11 protein-coding genes are annotated in these 17,103 nt (G+C 66.4%); 2 read left to right on the top strand and 9 right to left on the bottom strand.

Annotated features, from left to right (window positions below; translation table 11 throughout):
- Positions 1–115 precede the first annotated feature (115 nt).
- The 9 genes from ACLJEU_RS17170 to ACLJEU_RS17210 form a co-directional block, all read right to left on the bottom strand.
- A complete protein-coding gene (locus tag ACLJEU_RS17170; protein WP_414660285.1) occupies positions 116–1,369 on the bottom strand; it encodes an MgtC/SapB family protein in 1,254 nt (417 codons plus the stop codon).
- 48 nt (positions 1,370–1,417) lie between these two features.
- The gene (locus ACLJEU_RS17175) at positions 1,418–4,156 is read right to left on the bottom strand and encodes a bifunctional acetate--CoA ligase family protein/GNAT family N-acetyltransferase (RefSeq protein ID WP_414660284.1); all 2,739 of its coding nucleotides are present in this window, start codon (positions 4,154–4,156) and stop codon (positions 1,418–1,420) included.
- A 15-nt stretch (positions 4,157–4,171) separates the two neighbouring features.
- On the bottom strand, positions 4,172–4,849 hold the full coding sequence (locus ACLJEU_RS17180) for an exopolysaccharide biosynthesis protein (RefSeq protein ID WP_414660283.1): 678 nt from the start codon (positions 4,847–4,849) through the stop codon (positions 4,172–4,174).
- Positions 4,846–5,079, bottom strand: a complete 234-nt coding sequence (locus tag ACLJEU_RS17185) for a universal stress protein (RefSeq protein WP_414660282.1) — start codon at positions 5,077–5,079, stop codon at positions 4,846–4,848. The genes ACLJEU_RS17180 and ACLJEU_RS17185 overlap by 4 nt, the downstream gene beginning before the upstream one ends.
- Before the next feature lie 119 nt (positions 5,080–5,198).
- On the bottom strand, positions 5,199–7,949 hold the full coding sequence (locus ACLJEU_RS17190; RefSeq protein ID WP_414660281.1) for a cation-translocating P-type ATPase: 2,751 nt from the start codon (positions 7,947–7,949) through the stop codon (positions 5,199–5,201).
- Positions 7,946–9,259 carry a universal stress protein gene (locus tag ACLJEU_RS17195; RefSeq protein ID WP_414660280.1) on the bottom strand — a complete coding sequence of 438 codons (1,314 nt, stop codon included), beginning with the start codon at positions 9,257–9,259 and terminating at the stop codon, positions 7,946–7,948. The genes ACLJEU_RS17190 and ACLJEU_RS17195 overlap by 4 nt, the downstream gene beginning before the upstream one ends.
- Positions 9,231–11,672 carry a phosphoenolpyruvate synthase gene (gene ppsA, locus ACLJEU_RS17200; protein WP_414660279.1) on the bottom strand — a complete coding sequence of 814 codons (2,442 nt, stop codon included), beginning with the start codon at positions 11,670–11,672 and terminating at the stop codon, positions 9,231–9,233. Before ppsA ends, ACLJEU_RS17195 begins: the two co-directional genes overlap by 29 nt.
- Before the next feature lie 148 nt (positions 11,673–11,820).
- Entirely contained in the window at positions 11,821–12,111 is a 291-nt protein-coding gene (locus tag ACLJEU_RS17205) for a hypothetical protein (protein WP_414660278.1), read from the bottom strand.
- A gap of 182 nt (positions 12,112–12,293) precedes the next feature.
- Positions 12,294–13,658: a polysaccharide pyruvyl transferase family protein gene (locus ACLJEU_RS17210; protein ID WP_414660277.1), complete on the bottom strand. Its 1,365-nt coding sequence runs from the start codon at positions 13,656–13,658 to the stop codon at positions 12,294–12,296.
- A 132-nt stretch (positions 13,659–13,790) separates the two neighbouring features.
- Between ACLJEU_RS17210 and ACLJEU_RS17215 the strand changes: the two genes are divergently transcribed.
- Positions 13,791–14,888: a PfkB family carbohydrate kinase gene (locus ACLJEU_RS17215; RefSeq protein WP_414660276.1), complete on the top strand. Its 1,098-nt coding sequence runs from the start codon at positions 13,791–13,793 to the stop codon at positions 14,886–14,888.
- Positions 14,889–15,020: 132 nt separating this feature from the next.
- Positions 15,021–17,093, top strand: coding sequence for a DNA/RNA non-specific endonuclease (locus ACLJEU_RS17220; protein WP_414660275.1), 2,073 nt, complete (start codon positions 15,021–15,023; stop codon positions 17,091–17,093).
- The last annotated feature ends 10 nt before the right edge of the window (positions 17,094–17,103 follow it).

A 17,103-nucleotide genomic window follows, 5' to 3' on the forward strand; every position in this document is an offset into this window, starting at 1 on the left:
TTCCAAGGGGGAGGATCCACGGCAAAATCTAACGCGGATTCGCCGCGCCATCTGCGCAACCGTTGTCCGAAGGTGTGCAGGGCTTGCGGGAATGCCCCCACGCGCCGACGCCACGTCAGTGCGGCCCGAACGCCAGCAGCCCCAGACCCAATGCGGCCGCCGTGCCAAAACCCAGTCCAATCCGCCGCAGCAGCGCCCGATCGCCCAGCACCGCGACCGTCGCCGCCTTGAACGCGAGATTCGAAAGTGCCGCGACCAGGATCACGCGCCACCCGCGCGCGCCGTCGATGTCGCCCGCATTCACCAGGTGCGCCACGGACAGCGTGATCGCATCCATGTCGGTCAGACCCGAAATCGCCGCGGCAAAATACAATCCACGCGCGCCGAAGCGATCATTGGCCGCGGCCACCGCCAGCAGCACGACCGCGAAGAGCAGGCCGAACAGCAACGCCGGCTTCAACTCGGACGGATTGCTCTGCAGCGGCACCGCCGCCCCGACCGTCGCGCCGCCTCCGAGATTGACCCAACCGAGTGCGGCCAAGGTGACGAACATGAGGCCGATCGGCAGCAGCGCGGACGTCAGAAAGGACGGTGCCGTCGCGCCGAGCAGAATGCCCACCCGCAGAAAAACGATGGCCGACGCCAGGAGGATGACAAACGCCGCCAGCCCCGGGCGTCCGGGCGTTTCCTTGCTGCTGCGGGCGACGCTCACCGTCGTGGCCGTGCTGGAAATGAGGCCACCGAGGATGCCGTTGGCCCACGCGCCGGCGCGCACGCCGATGAGCTTGTAGGCGACGTAGCCGCCGAGGCTGATCCCCACGATCAGCACCACCATCAGCCAGATCTTGAATGGATTCAGCACCGCATACGGCCCGAAGGTGCGGTTCGGGAGCACGGGCAGAATCACCAGGGAGATCAGCGCGAACTGGACGATGGCGGTGAAGTCACGATCGCCAATCCGTGACGCCAGCGAATGCAGCTGCGGTTTCAAATGCAGCAGCACCACGACCGCTCCGCAGCTGGCGATCGCGAGCGGCGCGGAGCCTTTCACGAGGTACGCCCCGAGTGAATACATGACGAGCATCGTGACCTCCGTCGTTACGCCCGGACGTTCCTGCCCCGCGCGCAACAGCGGCAGGTTGCCGCCGATGATCACGAGCGCCACTCCGCCAAACCCACCCGCCACCACCCATCCGCCGTAGCGCTCCGCGAGCAGGCCGCACAGGGCGCCGAGCAGCGTGACGAGCGGAAACGTGCGGAAACCGGCCAGCCGCGAGTCCGTGCGCTCGCGCTGCAGTCCGACCAGCAAGCCCAGACCCAGGGCGATCCCGAAACGACCGATGATTTCGAACAGCTCGGGCGAGTTCACGTTTCCTTGTAGCAATCGCGGCGGGTCAGCGGCAAGGGCCGTCGCCCGCTACAACGTAATGACGGCTTCAAATTCCGGCTCGCCCCGGCGGGCGTGCAGCGTGAAGCCGGTGCGCTCGCAGAGCCGGCGCATCGCGTGGTTTTCAGCGAGCACCGTGCCGGTGATGCGGGTGAGTTTTTCGAGGCGGCCGATTTCGACGAGGCGTTGCAGGAGCCGTCCGCCGAGACCGCGGCGCTGCCACCGATCCGAAACCACGATGGCGAACTCCGCCTCGTTGCGATCATGCGCCCTGCACAGCCGGCCCACCGCCATGATTTCCGCGCGCGCCGGATCCGGCTCGTCGTGCACGACCACCAGCGCAATTTCGCGATCGTAGTCGATGAAGCAGATCCGCGCGAGGCGGGTGTGGCTGGTCCGCTGCTTGAGCGAGAGCGACGTGAAGTAGCGATAATACACACTCTGGTCGGAGAGCGTCGCGTGGAACTGCACCATCATCGGCTCGTCCTCGGGTCGGATCACGCGCATCACCAGCGGCGGTCCGCCCGACAGCGTCAGCGTGGTGGCGAAGTGCGCCGGGTACGGACGAATCGCGAGCACGGGCAGCTGCTGTTCCGTGAGCGTCGCGTCATGCAGGATGACGCGGGCGTCGAGCGCGATGATCTGGGTGGAGGCGGCGAACAGCGGGTTGACGTCGATTTCCCTGATCCACCGCTGTTCCGCCACGAGCTGGCTGAAGCGCACGAGGATTTGTTCGAGCGCCGGGAGATCCACTGGTGGACGCCCGCGCAGGCCTTTCAGCACGGCGTGGACGCGGGTCTGCTCCATCAGCCGGCGCGCGAGCGTGGTGTTGAGCGGCGGCAGGCCGATCGCGCGATCCTGCATGACCTCGACCCACACGCCGCCCGCACCAAACAGCAGCACCGGGCCGAACTGCGCGTCGACGCTGCTGCCGAGAATGAGTTCGCAGCCATCACCGGTGATCATGCGTTCCACCGTCACGCCCTGGAAGTCGCGCTCGGCCGCCTTTTCCAGCACACCGCGGCGAATCGCGCGCCAGGCCTGACGGACATGCGTGGCGTCACCGATATTCAAGTACACGCCACCGACGTCGCTCTTGTGCGTGATGGTTTCCGAGTGAAGTTTGACCACGACCGGATAGCCCAGCTTCGCGGCGGCGGCCACCGCGTCGTCCTCGGTCGCGGCCGGCACCGCCGCCACGACCGGAATCCCATAGGCCGCGAGCAGTTCCTTGGCCTCATGCTGCGTGAGCAGCGTGCGCTTCTGTTCCCGCGCGGCCCGAATGATCGCATCGGCCCGCCGACCGGTGCCGGCGTCGTCCGCAGCCCGATCGATCAGCGCGGGGGTTTCATAGAGCGCCTTCAGACTGGCCTGAAAACGCCACATGTAGTTGAACGCCTGGGACGCGCGGTCGGGGTACTTGAAGGTCGGCACGCCGGCCTGGTTGAGGACCGCTTCGCCCGCCTCGACCGCCGAGCCGCCCATCCAGCTGGCGAGCAGCGGTTTTCCGCCAGGACGGCCCGAGAAGCGTTTGATCGCCTCCGCGGTGCCGAGGGCATCGGTCATCGCCTGTGGCGTGAGGATCACCAGCACGCCGTCGGTCGTCGGATCGCCCACCACCAGCTCGACGGCCCGGGCGAATCGTTCGTCACCGGCATCGCCGAGGACATCGACCGGATTCGCATGGCTCCAGTGGGCCGGCAGGCACTGGTCGAGCGCGGCGAGCGTTGACGCGGTCAGCGGTGCGACTTCGCCGCCGCCCGCCACGAGCCGGTCGACGGCGAGCGCGCCGGGACCGCCGGCATTCGTTACCACGCCCAACCGGCCGCCGCGCGGACTCGGCTGTTTGCCGAGCACCTCCGCCATGTCGAAGAGTTCCTCGATCGTGTCGACGCGCAGCACGCCCGCGCGCCGGAACGCCGCGTCGATCACGGCGTCGCTGCCGGTCAGCGCGCCCGTGTGCGACGCCGCGGCCTTCGCCGCCGCCTCGGTGCGGCCCGCCTTCACGACGATGATGGGCTTGGTCAGCGCGACTTCCCTCGCGGCGGAGAGGAACGAGCGCGCGTCGCCGATCGACTCCATGTAGAGGATGATGCTACGCGTGTGCGGATCGTCGCCGAGGCTGGTGATCAGATCGCCCCAGCCGACGTCGAGCATCGAGCCGACGGAGACGAACGCACTGAAGCCGACGTTTTCGCGCAGGCTCCAGTCGAGGACCGCGGTGCACAGGGCCCCACTTTGGCTGATGAACGCCACGCTGCCGGGCCGGGCAATCGTGCGCGCGAAGGTGGCGTTCAAGCGGTGGTGCGGCGCCATCAGCCCGAGGCAGTTGGGGCCGATGATCCGCATGCCGCCCCGGCGCGCCTCGCGCAGCACCTCCTGTTCAAGTTCGACCCCGGCGGGGCCGCATTCCTTGAAACCCGCGGAGGGAATCAGCGCCGCCTTCACCCCGGCCTGCACGCATTCGCGCACGAGCCCGGGCACCAGCGCGGCGGGCGTGGCGATGATCGCCAGATCCGCCGGCACCGGCAGATCCGCGATCCGGGCAAAGGCCGGCAGTTGCAGCACCGTGCGGTGGTGTGGATTCACCGGGAACACGCGGCCCTCGTATTCGTAGAGGTTTTCCAGCAACGCGCGTCCGACACTGCCCTCCTCCGCGCTGGCGCCGATCACCGCAATCACTTCGGGCGCGAAGAAAAGGCCGAGGCCCCGCCGGCGGGTTTCACGGCGCGCGACGGCGGCGGGCGGGAGCGGGACGGCGGGTTTCATGATTTCACGGAGTGCTCAGTGGAAAGTCAGGAGTCGGCGCAACGCATCCACCGCCTCCGCCCCGCCGACTGCGATCAGGGTGAAGAAGGCGACCGAGAGCGCAAAGGACGCGCAGCCGATGAAGAAGAAAAGTCCGTCGCGACCGAGTGCGCCCGCGGCGAGCAGCAGCACGGTCCACGCCGGCAGCGAATTGCTGAACGGCAGCGGAAACGGCAGCATCAGCATGAGGCCGGAGACCGCGATCAGCACGCCGGCGAGGCGACTGAAAAAAGCGTGGTCCGGCACGAAGAGCAGGCGCGGCCGAAGGAAATATTCGACTCCGGCCATGATGCGGCTGGCGGCCTGGATCCATTTGGCGAGGACCTTCGCCGGCCACTCATGCCGCAACAATCGCCGGGGCAGCCAGGGCGTCTTCGCGAGGGCCATCCGCCCGCCCAGCAGCGTGACCACCAGGCCAAATGGAATCGAGAAGCCCGGCAGCGGAACGGGCCCGACGAACGGAAGCGCAATCAGCAACAGGAGCAGGTGCGTCCCGCGGCCCTGCGTCGCTGCGAGCATTTCCTCCAGGCGGACCGGACGATCGTCAAACCCCACAACCAGATCACGCAGCTCGGCCGAAAACACAGCCGGCCGCGAGGGCCGGGCCTCGGACGGCGGAGGCTGCGGCAGAGACGCAGAGGTTGGTTCACTCATGGCAGGTGGCCGCGCATTGTTCCAAGGCGTTCAGCGGGTTCCTTCCACCCGCACGGTAAGGACGGACACGGCGCGTGGCGCACGACGCGTTCGGCCACACTGCCAACGAGCGCTCGCTTGAGGCCGGGTGGCCAGCAGGACGGCGGCCCGAAGGGCTGCGAGTGAGGGCGCGGAAAAGTCGACCGGGACAAAAATTCGGCGCGGTTCGGCGAACGCCAGGGAGGGAGCATTCATGGCGGCGACGGGGTTGATACGGGCAGTCGGTGACGGATCGAAGCGGGTGTCGAAGGCATACGCGTGAAGTGCTCGGAGTTTCCCGCTGGTGTCATGGTCTGGCTTGTTCCCGGCCTCACTGTGGCAGCGCGCGTTCTCCCCGCCGGCCGCCAAAGCGTATCCATTTTTCGACTTCCACCGCGACGAAGGCGGCGGCCGTCACCCCGGCCAGGCGCAGCCACGACGCTCCGCCAAGCGGAGCCGTGTGGAACAGCAGGTTCATCGCCGGCGCGTAGGTGAGGAGCAGCTGCGCGCCCAGCATCGCGAGCGCCCCCAGGAGCGTCCAGCGGTTCGTGAACCACCCGATGGCGAAGACCGAATGGGTGAGTGAACGGCAGTTGAAGAGATAAATCGTCTGGACCAGCACGATGGCGTTGACCGCCACGGTGCGCGCCACGGCCAGTCCAGCTAGCTCCACGCGCAGCTCCCAAAGAAACAATCCGAGGGCACCGCCAAGCATGATGAGCGCCACCAGCCCGGTGCGCATGAGCAGCGGCAACGTCAGCAACGGCTGCGTGGGCGAACGCGGCGGGCGGCTCATCACCTCGCGGTCCTTCGGCTCGAACGCCAGCGACAGCCCGAGGAGCGTGTCGGTGAGGTTGATCCAGAGCAATTGCAGCGGCACGAGCGGCAACGGCAGGCCGAGCACGATGGCGCCGAGCAGCGTCAGCGCTTCGCCGAGGTTGGTCGGAATGATCCACACGATGAACTTCGTCAGGTTGTCGAACACGCCCCGCCCCTCTTCCACTGCCGCCTCGATGGAGGCGAAATTGTCGTCGGTGAGCACCATCGCCGCCGCGCCCTTCGCCACGTCCGTGCCGGCAATGCCCATCGCCACGCCGATGTCCGCCTGCTTCAGGGCGGGCGCGTCGTTGACGCCATCGCCGGTCATGGCGACGACGTGACCGCGCGCCTGGAGGGCGCGCACGAGCCGGAGTTTCTGTTCGGGCGCGACCCGCGCAAACACCGCGGTGCGCTCCGCGATGTCGGGCAGGTCGGCGTCGGAGATTTTATCCAGTTCGCGGCCGGAGAGCGCCACGAGCCCGGCCGGCGCATCGCGGTCGCCCAATCCCACCTGAAGCGCGATGGCGCGCGCAGTAACCAGATGATCGCCGGTGATCATCTTCACGGCGATGCCGGCGCGCTGGCACTCGCGGACCGACCGGATCGCCTCGGGCCGCGGCGGATCCATCATGCCCTGCAGGCCGAGGAACGTGAGCCCGGCGGCGACATGCGCGTGCTCAAGCCGCGCGTGGTTCGCGTCGACGACCCGCCGGGCGAGGGCCAGCACGCGCAGCCCGCGGGCCGCCATGGTCTCGGCCGCCCGGTGCACCACGGCCCGATCAAGGGCGACGAGCGTGTTCGCCTCACCGAGGGCGTCGGTACAACGTTCAAGCAGTCGCTCCAAGGCGCCGACCTTGTAGATGACACGACTGGCCTGCGCCTCGTGCAGCGTGGCCCGAAACATGTGTTCGGATTCGAACGGAATCATGTCGACCCGCGGCGATTCGCGTCGCGCGTCACGGTGAACCAGCCCGCCCTTGCCGGCGGCGACGAGCAGTGCCGCTTCCGTCGGATCGCCCTGCACCGTGAGGCGGCCGCCCTCGCGCACCACCTGGGATTCGTTGCAGAGCAGACCGGCCCGCAGGCATTCCGCGAGCGCGGGATGCTCGGCGACGACCACGACCGTGTCGTCGAGGCGCAACTCGCCGCTGGGTTCGTAGCCCGCGCCCGTGACGTCATAGCGCCTGCCCCCGGCGAAAATCTCCCGCACGGTCATCTGGTTTTCAGTGAGCGTGCCGGTCTTGTCGGAACAGATGATCGTGGTGCTGCCCAGCGTTTCCACCGCGGGCAGCTGGCGGATGATGGCCCGACGCTTCGCCATCCGGGACACACCGATCGCCAGCACGATCGTCACGGCCGCCGGCAGACCTTCGGGAATCGCGCCGACCGAGAGGGCCACCGCCGCCATGAACATGTCGGCCGGATTTTCGCCCCGCACCACACCCAAGGTGAAGGTCGCCACCGCCAGGGAGAGAATTGCCCAGATCACCAGGCGGCTGAACTGCGCGATTTTTTTCGTTAGCGGCGTCGACAGCTCGACCGCGCTCGCAAGCAGATGGGAAATGCGTCCCGTCTCGGTCTGATCCCCGATCGCCCAGACGACGCCCTCCGCGTGGCCGCGGGTGATCAGCGTGCCGGTGTAGGCGATGTTTTTCCGATCAGCGAGAATCGTGTCGAGGGCCAGCCGATCGGAGTGTTTGGCCACAGGGACCGACTCACCGGTCAGGGCCGATTCATCGACGTGGAGCTGGTGCACCCGGAAAAGCCGCAGATCCGCGGGGACCCGGTCGCCCGCCTGCAGCAGCACCACGTCACCCGGCACGAGTGCCGCGGAATGGATCCGTCGATTCCCGCCGGCCCGGCGCACGGTGGTCTCTGTCGCCACCAGACGGGCGAGCGCCTCGATGGCCTTCTCCGCCTTGGCCTCCTGCAAGTAACCGACCACGGCGTTGACGATCACGACGCCGAGGATGACGGACGCATCCAGCCACTCACCAAGACGCGCCGTGACCCCGGCGGCCAGCAGCAGGATGTAGACGAGCGGCTGGTGGAACTGCTGGAGAAACCTGAACCATGCCGCGGGGCCGCGGGGCGGTGTGACCCGATTCGGGCCGAATTGCTTCTGCCGCCGCCGGACTTCCTCGTCCGTCAATCCCTGCGCGAGATCGACGTCCAACAGACGGAGCAACTCGTCGTGGCGCAGGTCATGCGCGGTCCGCCGCCCGCCGGGCGACTGCGTGAGTTTGCTCCGGTCGGGAATCATTCGTCTGAGCGGCGGACCACCAACAACGGCCGGCGCAGTTTCTTCAGCACGGCCTTCGTCACGGAGCCATGCAGCGCGTGCGAGGCCCCGAGCCCGTGCGACGACAGGCACACGATGTCGGCGCCGAAGCGTTCCGCCTCCTCGCAGACGGCCGCGGCGACGTCGTGGCCCTCGATCACCTCGACGATCGGCGGCTGGCAGCGCGCGCCCGTTTCAAACGGAATCAGCAGCCGCAGTTGCTCGGCCAGATCCGGATCGCCGCCGCCCGTGACGCGTTTGGCGCCGCGCACCGGCGGCGGCGCGACGTGGATGATCTTCACCAGGCCACCGATGCTGCACGCCGCACACGCGACCGGCACGGCGGCGTTGCCCAGCTCGGAAAAATCCGTCGTGACCAGCACGCGGCGGAAATCCGGGAGGTGCGCCTCGCGCGGATCGAAGGTCGCGCTGACCGGCACGCACACGACGTTCATGCCCGACTGGCGCAACAGTTCCCTGGATACGGAGAACTGCGTGAGCCGGCTGAGACCGTGCCGCTGGTGCGTGCCGACGGCGATCAGCTGCGCCTTCACCTCGGTCGCGATTTCCACCAGGCACGGTCCGGGATCGCCGAAGTGCGGACGCACGATGACGGGGCTGACGTCGTCACCGATTTGATCGCGCACTTTTTTCTGCAGCTCGCGTTCCAGCCGGCTCTGCAGCGTCGGCGGATTCACCGGCCGTCCCGGCGCAACCGCGGCTTCCTCGATCGTCGGCATGCGACGGTTTACGTAGCAGGAAACGAGATCGCACGGCCCGGCCAGCCGAAACTCCTTCGCCCAACGCAGCACGACGTCGGAGGTCGCATACAAATCGAGGGCCAGGACGACGGTGAGCCGCTCCTGCGTCCAATCCCAAGCGTCGAACGCGCCCGCGTTGCGCACCACGAGCGTCGGCACCGGCGAGGATTCGGCAATGCGTTCGGAGAAACTGCCGAGCGCCCAGCGATCCATCGGGCCCTTCATGCCGGCGGACACCACGACGAGCGACGGGGATTTCTCGCGAATCAGGCCGATCAGGGCCTCGGCCGGGCGGCCGCCCTCGAGCAGCACGTGATCGACGACCACGCCGGTCGCCTGCAGCCGCTGGGCTTCCGCCACGAGCCGATCGTGCAGCGTGGCCAGCACGCCCGCGCCCGTCGCCTCCGTGGCATGCACCAGCATCAGCGTGCCGGAGTGCCGGAGCGCAAGCTTGGCCGCCACGGTCGCGGCGGCGCTGGCGTGGGACGAAAAGTTCGTCGCACTAATGACGAAGGGCCGGGACGGTTTCATGGAAGGATCCTTTCGGTTGGACCGCCTGTTCCTTTTTCAGAATCGCGGCGGTGGTTTTCAAAACGGTGTCCGGATTGAGCGAGATGCTGTCGATCCCCTGCTCCACCAGAAACTGCGCGAACTCCGGATAGTCGCTCGGCGCCTGCCCGCAGATGCCGATCTTGCGACCGCGCGCGCGACAGGCCGCGATCGCCTGCGCGATCATCTTCTTCACGGCCGGGTTTCGCTCGTCGAAAATCGGCGCCACGATTTCCGAGTCGCGGTCGACGCCGAGAATCAGCTGCGTCAGATCGTTCGAGCCGATGCTGAAGCCGTCGAAGATCTCCGCGAACTCGTCGGCGAGGATCACGTTGCTCGGAATCTCGCACATCATGTAGACCTCGAGTCCCCTCACGTCGCGCGTCACGCCATGCTTTGCCATTTCGAGCAGCACCTTGCGACCTTCCTCCACCGTGCGGCAGAACGGAATCATGACCTTGAGGTTGGTGAGCCCCATCTCTTCGCGCACCTTGCGCACCGCCTGGCACTCCAGCGCGAAGCCCTCTCGATAACGCGGATGATAGTAGCGCGACGCGCCGCGGAAGCCGATCATCGGATTCTCCTCCGCCGGCTCGTAGGCGCGCCCGCCGATCAGGTTGGCATACTCGTTGGTCTTGAAGTCGCTGAGCCGGAGAATCACGTCCTTCGGGTAGAAGGCCGCCGCGATCATCGCCGCGCCCTGCGCCAGTTTCTCCACAAAGTACCGCGGCTTGTCCGCGTAGCCGATCGTGAGCGCGTCGATCTGGCGCTTCACCTCCGCGTCCGCGAGCCGGTCGTAGTCGAGCAGCGCCAGCGGATGAATCTTGATCGTGGACGTGATGATGAACTCCTCGCGGGCGAGGCCAACGCCGTCGTTTGGGATGAACGAGAGCGCGAACGCTTCCTCGGGATTGCCGACGTTCATCATCACTTTCGTCCGGGGCCGGCCGAGCGTCTTGAGATTCGTGCGGCGCACGTCGAAGGCCAGCTTGCCGTCATAGACAAAGCCGGTGTCACCCTCCGCGCAGGACACGGTGACGACCTGCCCGTCCTTCAGCCGCTCCGTCCCGTGTTCCGTGCCGACGATGGCCGGCACGCCGAGCTCGCGACTCACGATCGCCGCGTGACACGTCCGGCCGCCACGGTTGGTCACGATTGCCGCCGCCTTCTTCATGATCGGCTCCCAGTCGGGGTCCGTCTTGTCGGTGACCAGGACCTCGCCATCGCGAAACTGCCCCAACAGCTGCGCGCTCTTGATCACGCGCACGGGACCGCCTGCGATCTTCTCGCCCACACTGCGACCGGTGATGATCGGCGCACTCCGCTCCTTGAGCGTGTAGGACTCGATCACGTCCACATCCTTGCGCGACTGCACCGTCTCGGGCCGCGCCTGCAGGATGTAGAGATCGCCGGTCAGGCCGTCCTTTGCCCACTCGATGTCCATCGGCGTCGGCTGGCCCCGGCGTTTCGAGTAGTGATCCTCGATGCGACAGGCCCAGCGGGCGAGCTGCAGAATCTCTTCGTCGGTGATGGCAAACTTCGCGCGGTCGCCCGCCGGCACCGGGACATTCTTCACCATCTTGCCGCCGCCCTGATCGAAGATGAGTTTGAATTCCTTCGTCCCGACGCGCTTCTGCAGGATGGGTTTGAAGCCGGCCTTGAGCGTCGGCTTGAACACGCAGTACTCGTCGGGATTGACGGTGCCCTGCACGACATTCTCGCCCAGACCGTAGGCCGCGTTGATCAGCACGGCGTCGCGAAATCCGGTCTCCGTATCGATGGTAAAAATGACACCCGACGACGCGAGGTCGGAGCGCACCATGTGCTGGACGCCGACGGAGAGCGCGACCTTGAGGTGATCAAAGCCCTTGTCGACGCGGTACGAAATCGCGCGATCCTTGAACAGCGACGCGAAGCAGCGCTTGCAGGCGTCGAGCAGCGCGTACGTGCCCTGGACGTTCAGATACGATTCCTGCTGGCCCGCGAAACTGGCGTCGGGCAGATCTTCGGCTGTCGCACTGCTCCGCACCGCCACCGACGGCAAGCCGGTTTTTTCTCCCGCCATCTCGGTGTAGGCCTCGGTGATTTTCGCGACGAGAATCAGCGGCAGCTCTGCCGCGAGGATCGCATGCCGGATCAGTTGCCCGCGCCGGCGCAGTTCCTCGATGTTGCGCGTATCGATGCCGCCGAGCAGTTCCGCGACGGTGTGGTCGAGTTTCGCCTCGCGCAGGAAGAGCCGGTACGCGTCCGCGGTCAGGGCAAACCCCGCCGGCACCTGAATCCCTTCCGACGTGAGCTCGCGGAACATCTCGCCCAGCGACGCATTCTTGCCGCCGACCGTGGGCAAATCCGCCATCCCGAGGTCGGAGAACCAGCGAATGTAGGAGTGGTTCATGATGGACCTTCGTTGAAATGAAACCTGCCACACTTTCCTCTCCCGGGCCCTGCCGTCGGGGAGATTCCCTGCGCTTGAATTGTGAGCCGCGTGGACGCGACTGCACGGGCGCCGGCCGCGGCGACGGCGCCCCGCATCCGGTCTGGCCCTACGCCGCGAAGCCGAAGCGATGACGCTCCTCCTCGGGTTTGATGTTCAGGGACGTGCAGATGAGACGCGACGCCACTTCCGCGGCGGCGATCTTCACCATGCGATCGAAATCCACCTTGGACATATCGACACCGTCGTGGCGGATCGCATGCAGACCCATGCCGTGTTGCAACAAACCCTGGACGAACTCCTCACACGCGACCGGGTCGTCGGTATAGTACTCGTGATGCTCCGGGGGCGAGTGCTTCCTGAAGTGCAGACTGTATTCGACCGTGTATTTTTTTAGCATGATGACGTCCTCCGTTTTGGTGTTGGGACGATGCCGGAGAATCCGGCGCCTCGCTTTACGCCTCACCATACGCCCACCGGGCGCGGGACGCTGGGCATTAATTGGCCGATCACGCCCAGTTCTTGACGGTCAGCCCGGGACGATCCGACACCGGGACCGGACTCATTCCACCGGCGAATGCGTCAACGCGCCCGCGCTGCCGCCGCGTGCGCGACGGCCAGCGTCATGTCCCGCTGCTGTTCCGCCACGCGCGCCATCACCGCGCGCACCCGCGCCCGCGCCTGCGGGAGATCCGCATGGATGCGCTGCAACGCCTCCCACAACTCCGAACCGGAAACAGTCTCGCACTCGAAAAGCCAGTCGCCCACGCCGATGTCGCGGTACATCTCGCCCTTGACCGAATCCACGGGCTGCCGCACGTGGAGCCCCGGCGTGCCGTTCGCGAGCGCGAGAATTGGCGAGTGACATTCCACGCTCACCACGGCGCAGGCCCGCGCGTAGATCGACGACGCCTCATCAGCCACCCAGAACGAATCGCGCCACACGACGCTGCGCTTCACGTCGTCCGGCAGCGGATCAACCAGCTCCTCGCGCGCCGTCTGAATCTGGTAGGTCATCTCCGGACACGCGATCACCTTCCGCCCCGTCTGGCGGACCCAGAGCGTGATCAGCTCGCGCAGCGGCGCATGATCGCGCGAGGTCGTGCGCGCGTTGATCGCATCCACGGCGTAGTCGGATTCCTCGCGGGGCAGATTCCGCACGCGATAGTACGGCGTGTAACGCAGCCGCGGCACGACGCAGATGTAGCCGTCGTCCTCCAGCTGATGCCGCCGCAACCACGCGGTTGCGCGCTTCTCGTCCCGCACCGCGATCGCGAACGCCCCTTCCGGCCCGAACCCAAGCACCGGCGTCCTCAGTTTCTGGTTACGCAGGTACCGCAGCGAAAGACTGTCCCGGCAGAAAATGAAGGCCGCGTTGTCGTACACCGCGCGCGCGCCGAACTTGCGGCTGAAATCGTCGGTCGGCAGCAGGTCAATCTCCGCCTTCAGAGCGGCGAGCGACGCCCCGTCCGGACGCGTGGCTCGATTTGTAATCGGATCAAACGCCGATCCGAAAAAGCCATACGGCCGCCCGGTGCGAATCCATTCCTTGTAGGTCGCCGCGTTCTTCGAGGGCGACACGAATACGTCGGCCGTGCGCCACGCTTCCGCCAGCTCCGGAGTCGACGCCCGGCCCTCCGCATCAATCTCACCCTCGGCGATGCGCAGGCGGGGAAACGTCCGGCGCAGGAGTTGCCGCTCGCGTTCGTGCAGATGCCACGGCCAGAGCGTGACCTCCGCCTCCGGCAGATGTTGAAAAAACAACCGGATTGTCCCGGGTACGCGGCCGCTGTCGCCGATGTTCTCGAACTGCAGCGCCTCCCGCAGAAGAATCCGCGGACCCGCTCCGCGCGGAACAGCCGCGGCCGCCGCCATGGCCGTCCCACCCGCCCAAACGCCCGCCACCCCACCCAGGCCCACCGCTTGCAGAAAATGGCGTCGGTTCATCGCCGCCGATAATGTCCCGCCACGTTCCACCCGCAACCGGAATGCGGTGCCTCTCCGGTCGGCCAGTGAACGATTGACCCGTCCCACCACGGGCCTTTCAACTCTCAATCCCTCTTTTCACCTGCCTCCTCCATGAGCCTCCAAATCAAACCCGCCAACTCGGTCGCCTTCGACCAAATCTCGCTCGGCGAAGTCATGCTTCGCCTCGATCCCGGTGAGGGCCGGATTCGCACCGCGCGCGAATTCAAGGTCTGGGAGGGCGGCGGCGAGTACAACACGTCCCGCGGCCTGCGGAAGTGTTTCGGTTACAAGACCGCCGTCGCCACCGCGTTCGTCGATAACGAGGTCGGGCACTTGGTTGAGGACTTCATCATGCAGGGCGGTGTCGCGACCGACTTCATCAAGTGGCGCGAAGACGACGGCATCGGCCGCAACGTCCGCAATGGTCTCAACTTCACCGAGCGCGGCTTCGGCATCCGCGGCGCCGTCGGCAATCCCGATCGCGGCAACACCGCCGCCTCGCAGCTCAAGCCGGGCGACTTCGACTGGGATCATATTTTCGGCAAGCTCGGCGTGCGCTGGTTCCACACGGGCGGCATCTTCGCCGCCCTCTCCGCCTCGACCGCGGAACTGACCGTCGAAGCCGTCAAGGCCGCGAACAAGCACGGCACGATCGTCAGCTACGACCTCAACTATCGTCCCTCGCTTTGGAAGACCATCGGCGGCCTGAAGAAGGCGCAGGAGGTCAACCGCGAGATCGCGAAGTATGTCGACGTGATGATCGGCAACGAAGAGGACTTCACCGCGTCGCTCGGCTTCGAGGTCAAGGGCGTGGATCACAACATCAGCCACATCGAGACCGACGCCTTCAAGGCAATGATCGAGACGGCCGTGAAGGAGTTCAAAAACTTCAAGGTCGCGGCGACCACCCTGCGCGTGGTGAAGAGTGCGACGGTCAATGACTGGTCCGCGATTCTCTGGCACGACGGCAAATTCCACGAGAGCCGCAAGTATCCGGACCTCGAGATCCTTGATCGCGTCGGCGGCGGCGACAGCTTCGCCTCCGGCGTGCAGTTCGGCTTCCTGCAGTTCAACGACGCGCAGAAGGCCGTCGAGTACGGCGCGGCCCACGGCGCCCTGGCGTCCACGACCCCCGGCGACACGTCGATGGCGACCCGCAAGGAAGTCGAGAAGACGATGGGCGGCGGCGGCGCGCGCGTGGTGCGTTGAGCGGCGCTTCAACAGTCTCAACTTAAAAGCCCGGGCTTCACCGCCCGGGCTTTTTGTTTCCATTTGCGGCGAAGCCGCGGCAGGTTTCCCGCACGCGGCGCGGGCGCCGCCACCCCTGTTCCCCTCCAGTCCATGAACATTCCCAACCGTGTCGTCACCGCCATCAGCCGCAGCGCCGAGGGCATTTCCGCCAAGACGCTGAAGCGCGGGCCGCTCGATTACGCGCCCCATCTTCAGGGCACCGAAGACCCCGAGCGCATCGCGCGCCGCTTCACCTTCATGAGCGGCGGCGGGGCGAAGCCGTCCGCCCGCGAACTCGAACGCGTGATGGGCACGAACGATCTCGTCGACGAATTCTATCTCGAACGCGCGCTGCTGGCCGCGCTGCCGGTCTGCCGTATCGGCATTCGTGATGCGACCGGCCATGAACGCGGATCCGCGACGGGCTTCATGATCTCACCGCGGCTGATGATCACGAACCACCACGTATTCGGCTCCGCGAAAGAGGCGGAACCGTCCATCGCCGAGTTCAACTACCGCTACAACGTCGCCGGCCGGCCGGAGCCCTCATTCCGGTTCAAGCTCCGTCCCGACGTGTACTTCTTCAACCATCAGCGCCTCGATTTCGCGGTCGTCGCAGTGGATCCAAAGAGCGAGGATGGAGCGACGGAGTTGCGCCGGTTTGGGTACCACCGCCTCATTCCCGAGCGGGGCAAGACCCTCCTGAAGGAATGGATGAACATCATCCAGCATCCCGGCGGCAGCCGCCGTCAGTTCGCGATGCGCGAAAACCAATGCGTCAAGGATGACGATCCGGACGTGCTGTGGTACGTCAGCGACACCGCGCAGGGATCGAGCGGATCGCCGGTGTTCAACGACAGTTTCCAGGTCGTCGCCCTCCATCACGCCGGCGTGCCGCGACGCGAGGGCTCCAGGATCATCCTGAAGAGCGGCAAGACCGTCGCCGACCTGGCCGACGCCGATGACGCCGATGTCGACTGGGTGGCCAACGCCGGCATTCGCGTCAGCCGCATCTGCAAAACGCTCAACACCGTCGCGCGGGAGAGGAATGGCTGCCTTGCGGAATGGAAGGCGTCCCAGGAAAACGGAGACGTCCTGTCGTCGGCCTACGCCCGCGCCGGCAGCAGCACCCGCGTCGCCGGCGCACCGCTCGAGAGTCAGCCCGCCGTCGCCCCCGCGGCCGGCCGCATTGTCCTGGGTTCACTTGTACTCGAAGTGGCTTCGGGTGGACTGGCCCTGCTCGGCAGCGCGCCCCTGCCCGCGCCCCTCGCGCCTGTGATCAGCGCGCCAGCCGTGACCGCGGGCTCCGATTCCAGCAGTGCCTCAGCCGAATCCCTCAAGGAGCCGATCATCGATCGCAATTACGCCTCCCGGCGCGGGTTCGATCCAAACTTCCTCGGGATCGCGACGCCCCTGCCCACGATCACGAAAACGGCAGTGGTGGCACCGATGCTGGATGGCCGGAAAATCATTCCGTACGAGCATTTCAGCGTCGTGCTGCACAAGACCCGCAAGCTCGCGATCTACACCGCATCGAACGTCGACGGTCGCGCGGCGGTGCGCCGGCCCGAGCCGAACAAGAAGTATTCGCGCAAGGACCTCACCGGACTCGACGACAACGACCAGGAGAAGTGGGTGCTCGACGCGCGTGTCAGTCCGGAGTTCCAGATTCCCGACAGCTTCTACACGCGGGACAACGGCACCTTCGACAAAGGCCACATCGTGCGTCGCGAGGACGTCTGCTTCGGCACGACCCACGCCCAGATTCAGCGCGCCAACGGCGACACGTTTCACGTCACGAACTGTTCGCCCCAGCGCGGGAACTACAACCGGTCCAATCTCGGAGGCATCTGGGGTGGCCTGGAAAACTTCATCGGCGCCCAGGCGGACACCGAGCAGTTCTGCATCTTCGCCGGCCCGGTGCTCGCTGACAGCGATCTGCGCTTCGGCGGCACCCCGGTGCAGATTCCGACCCGCTTCTGGAAAGTCGTCTGCGCGGTGAAAGCCAGGAAGCTCCAGGTCTTCGCCTTCATGCTTGAACAGGATCTGCGCGGCGTGCCGCTGGAGTTCCAAGTCGATGCCCGTTGGCGGCAGCAGCAGGTGAAACTCAAGGCCCTCGAGAGCATGGTCGGGCTCGTGAAATTTCCCAAGGCGTACCACACGGCCGATCAGGCAACCGCTTGATCCCGGGACC

The sequence above is a fragment of the Terrisphaera buseokensis genome (assembly GCF_047521145.2).
In the GTDB taxonomy this organism is placed as follows: Bacteria; Verrucomicrobiota; Verrucomicrobiia; order Opitutales; family Opitutaceae; genus ER46.

Bases quoted from the DNA above. Each gene is read 5' to 3' on its own strand.
- ACLJEU_RS17175 (WP_414660284.1), bottom strand. From the start codon at position 4,156: ATGAAACCCGCCGTCCCGCTCCCGCCCGCCGCCGTCGCGCGCCGTGAA.
- ACLJEU_RS17180 (WP_414660283.1), bottom strand. From the start codon at position 4,849: ATGAGTGAACCAACCTCTGCGTCTCTGCCGCAGCCTCCGCCGTCCGAG.
- ACLJEU_RS17185 (WP_414660282.1), bottom strand. From the start codon at position 5,079: ATGCTCCCTCCCTGGCGTTCGCCGAACCGCGCCGAATTTTTGTCCCGG.
- ACLJEU_RS17190 (WP_414660281.1), bottom strand. From the start codon at position 7,949: ATGATTCCCGACCGGAGCAAACTCACGCAGTCGCCCGGCGGGCGGCGG.
- ACLJEU_RS17195 (WP_414660280.1), bottom strand. From the start codon at position 9,259: ATGAAACCGTCCCGGCCCTTCGTCATTAGTGCGACGAACTTTTCGTCC.
- ppsA (WP_414660279.1), bottom strand. From the start codon at position 11,672: ATGAACCACTCCTACATTCGCTGGTTCTCCGACCTCGGGATGGCGGAT.
- ACLJEU_RS17205 (WP_414660278.1), bottom strand. From the start codon at position 12,111: ATGCTAAAAAAATACACGGTCGAATACAGTCTGCACTTCAGGAAGCAC.
- ACLJEU_RS17210 (WP_414660277.1), bottom strand. From the start codon at position 13,658: ATGAACCGACGCCATTTTCTGCAAGCGGTGGGCCTGGGTGGGGTGGCG.
- ACLJEU_RS17215 (WP_414660276.1), top strand. From the start codon at position 13,791: ATGAGCCTCCAAATCAAACCCGCCAACTCGGTCGCCTTCGACCAAATC.
- ACLJEU_RS17220 (WP_414660275.1), top strand. From the start codon at position 15,021: ATGAACATTCCCAACCGTGTCGTCACCGCCATCAGCCGCAGCGCCGAG.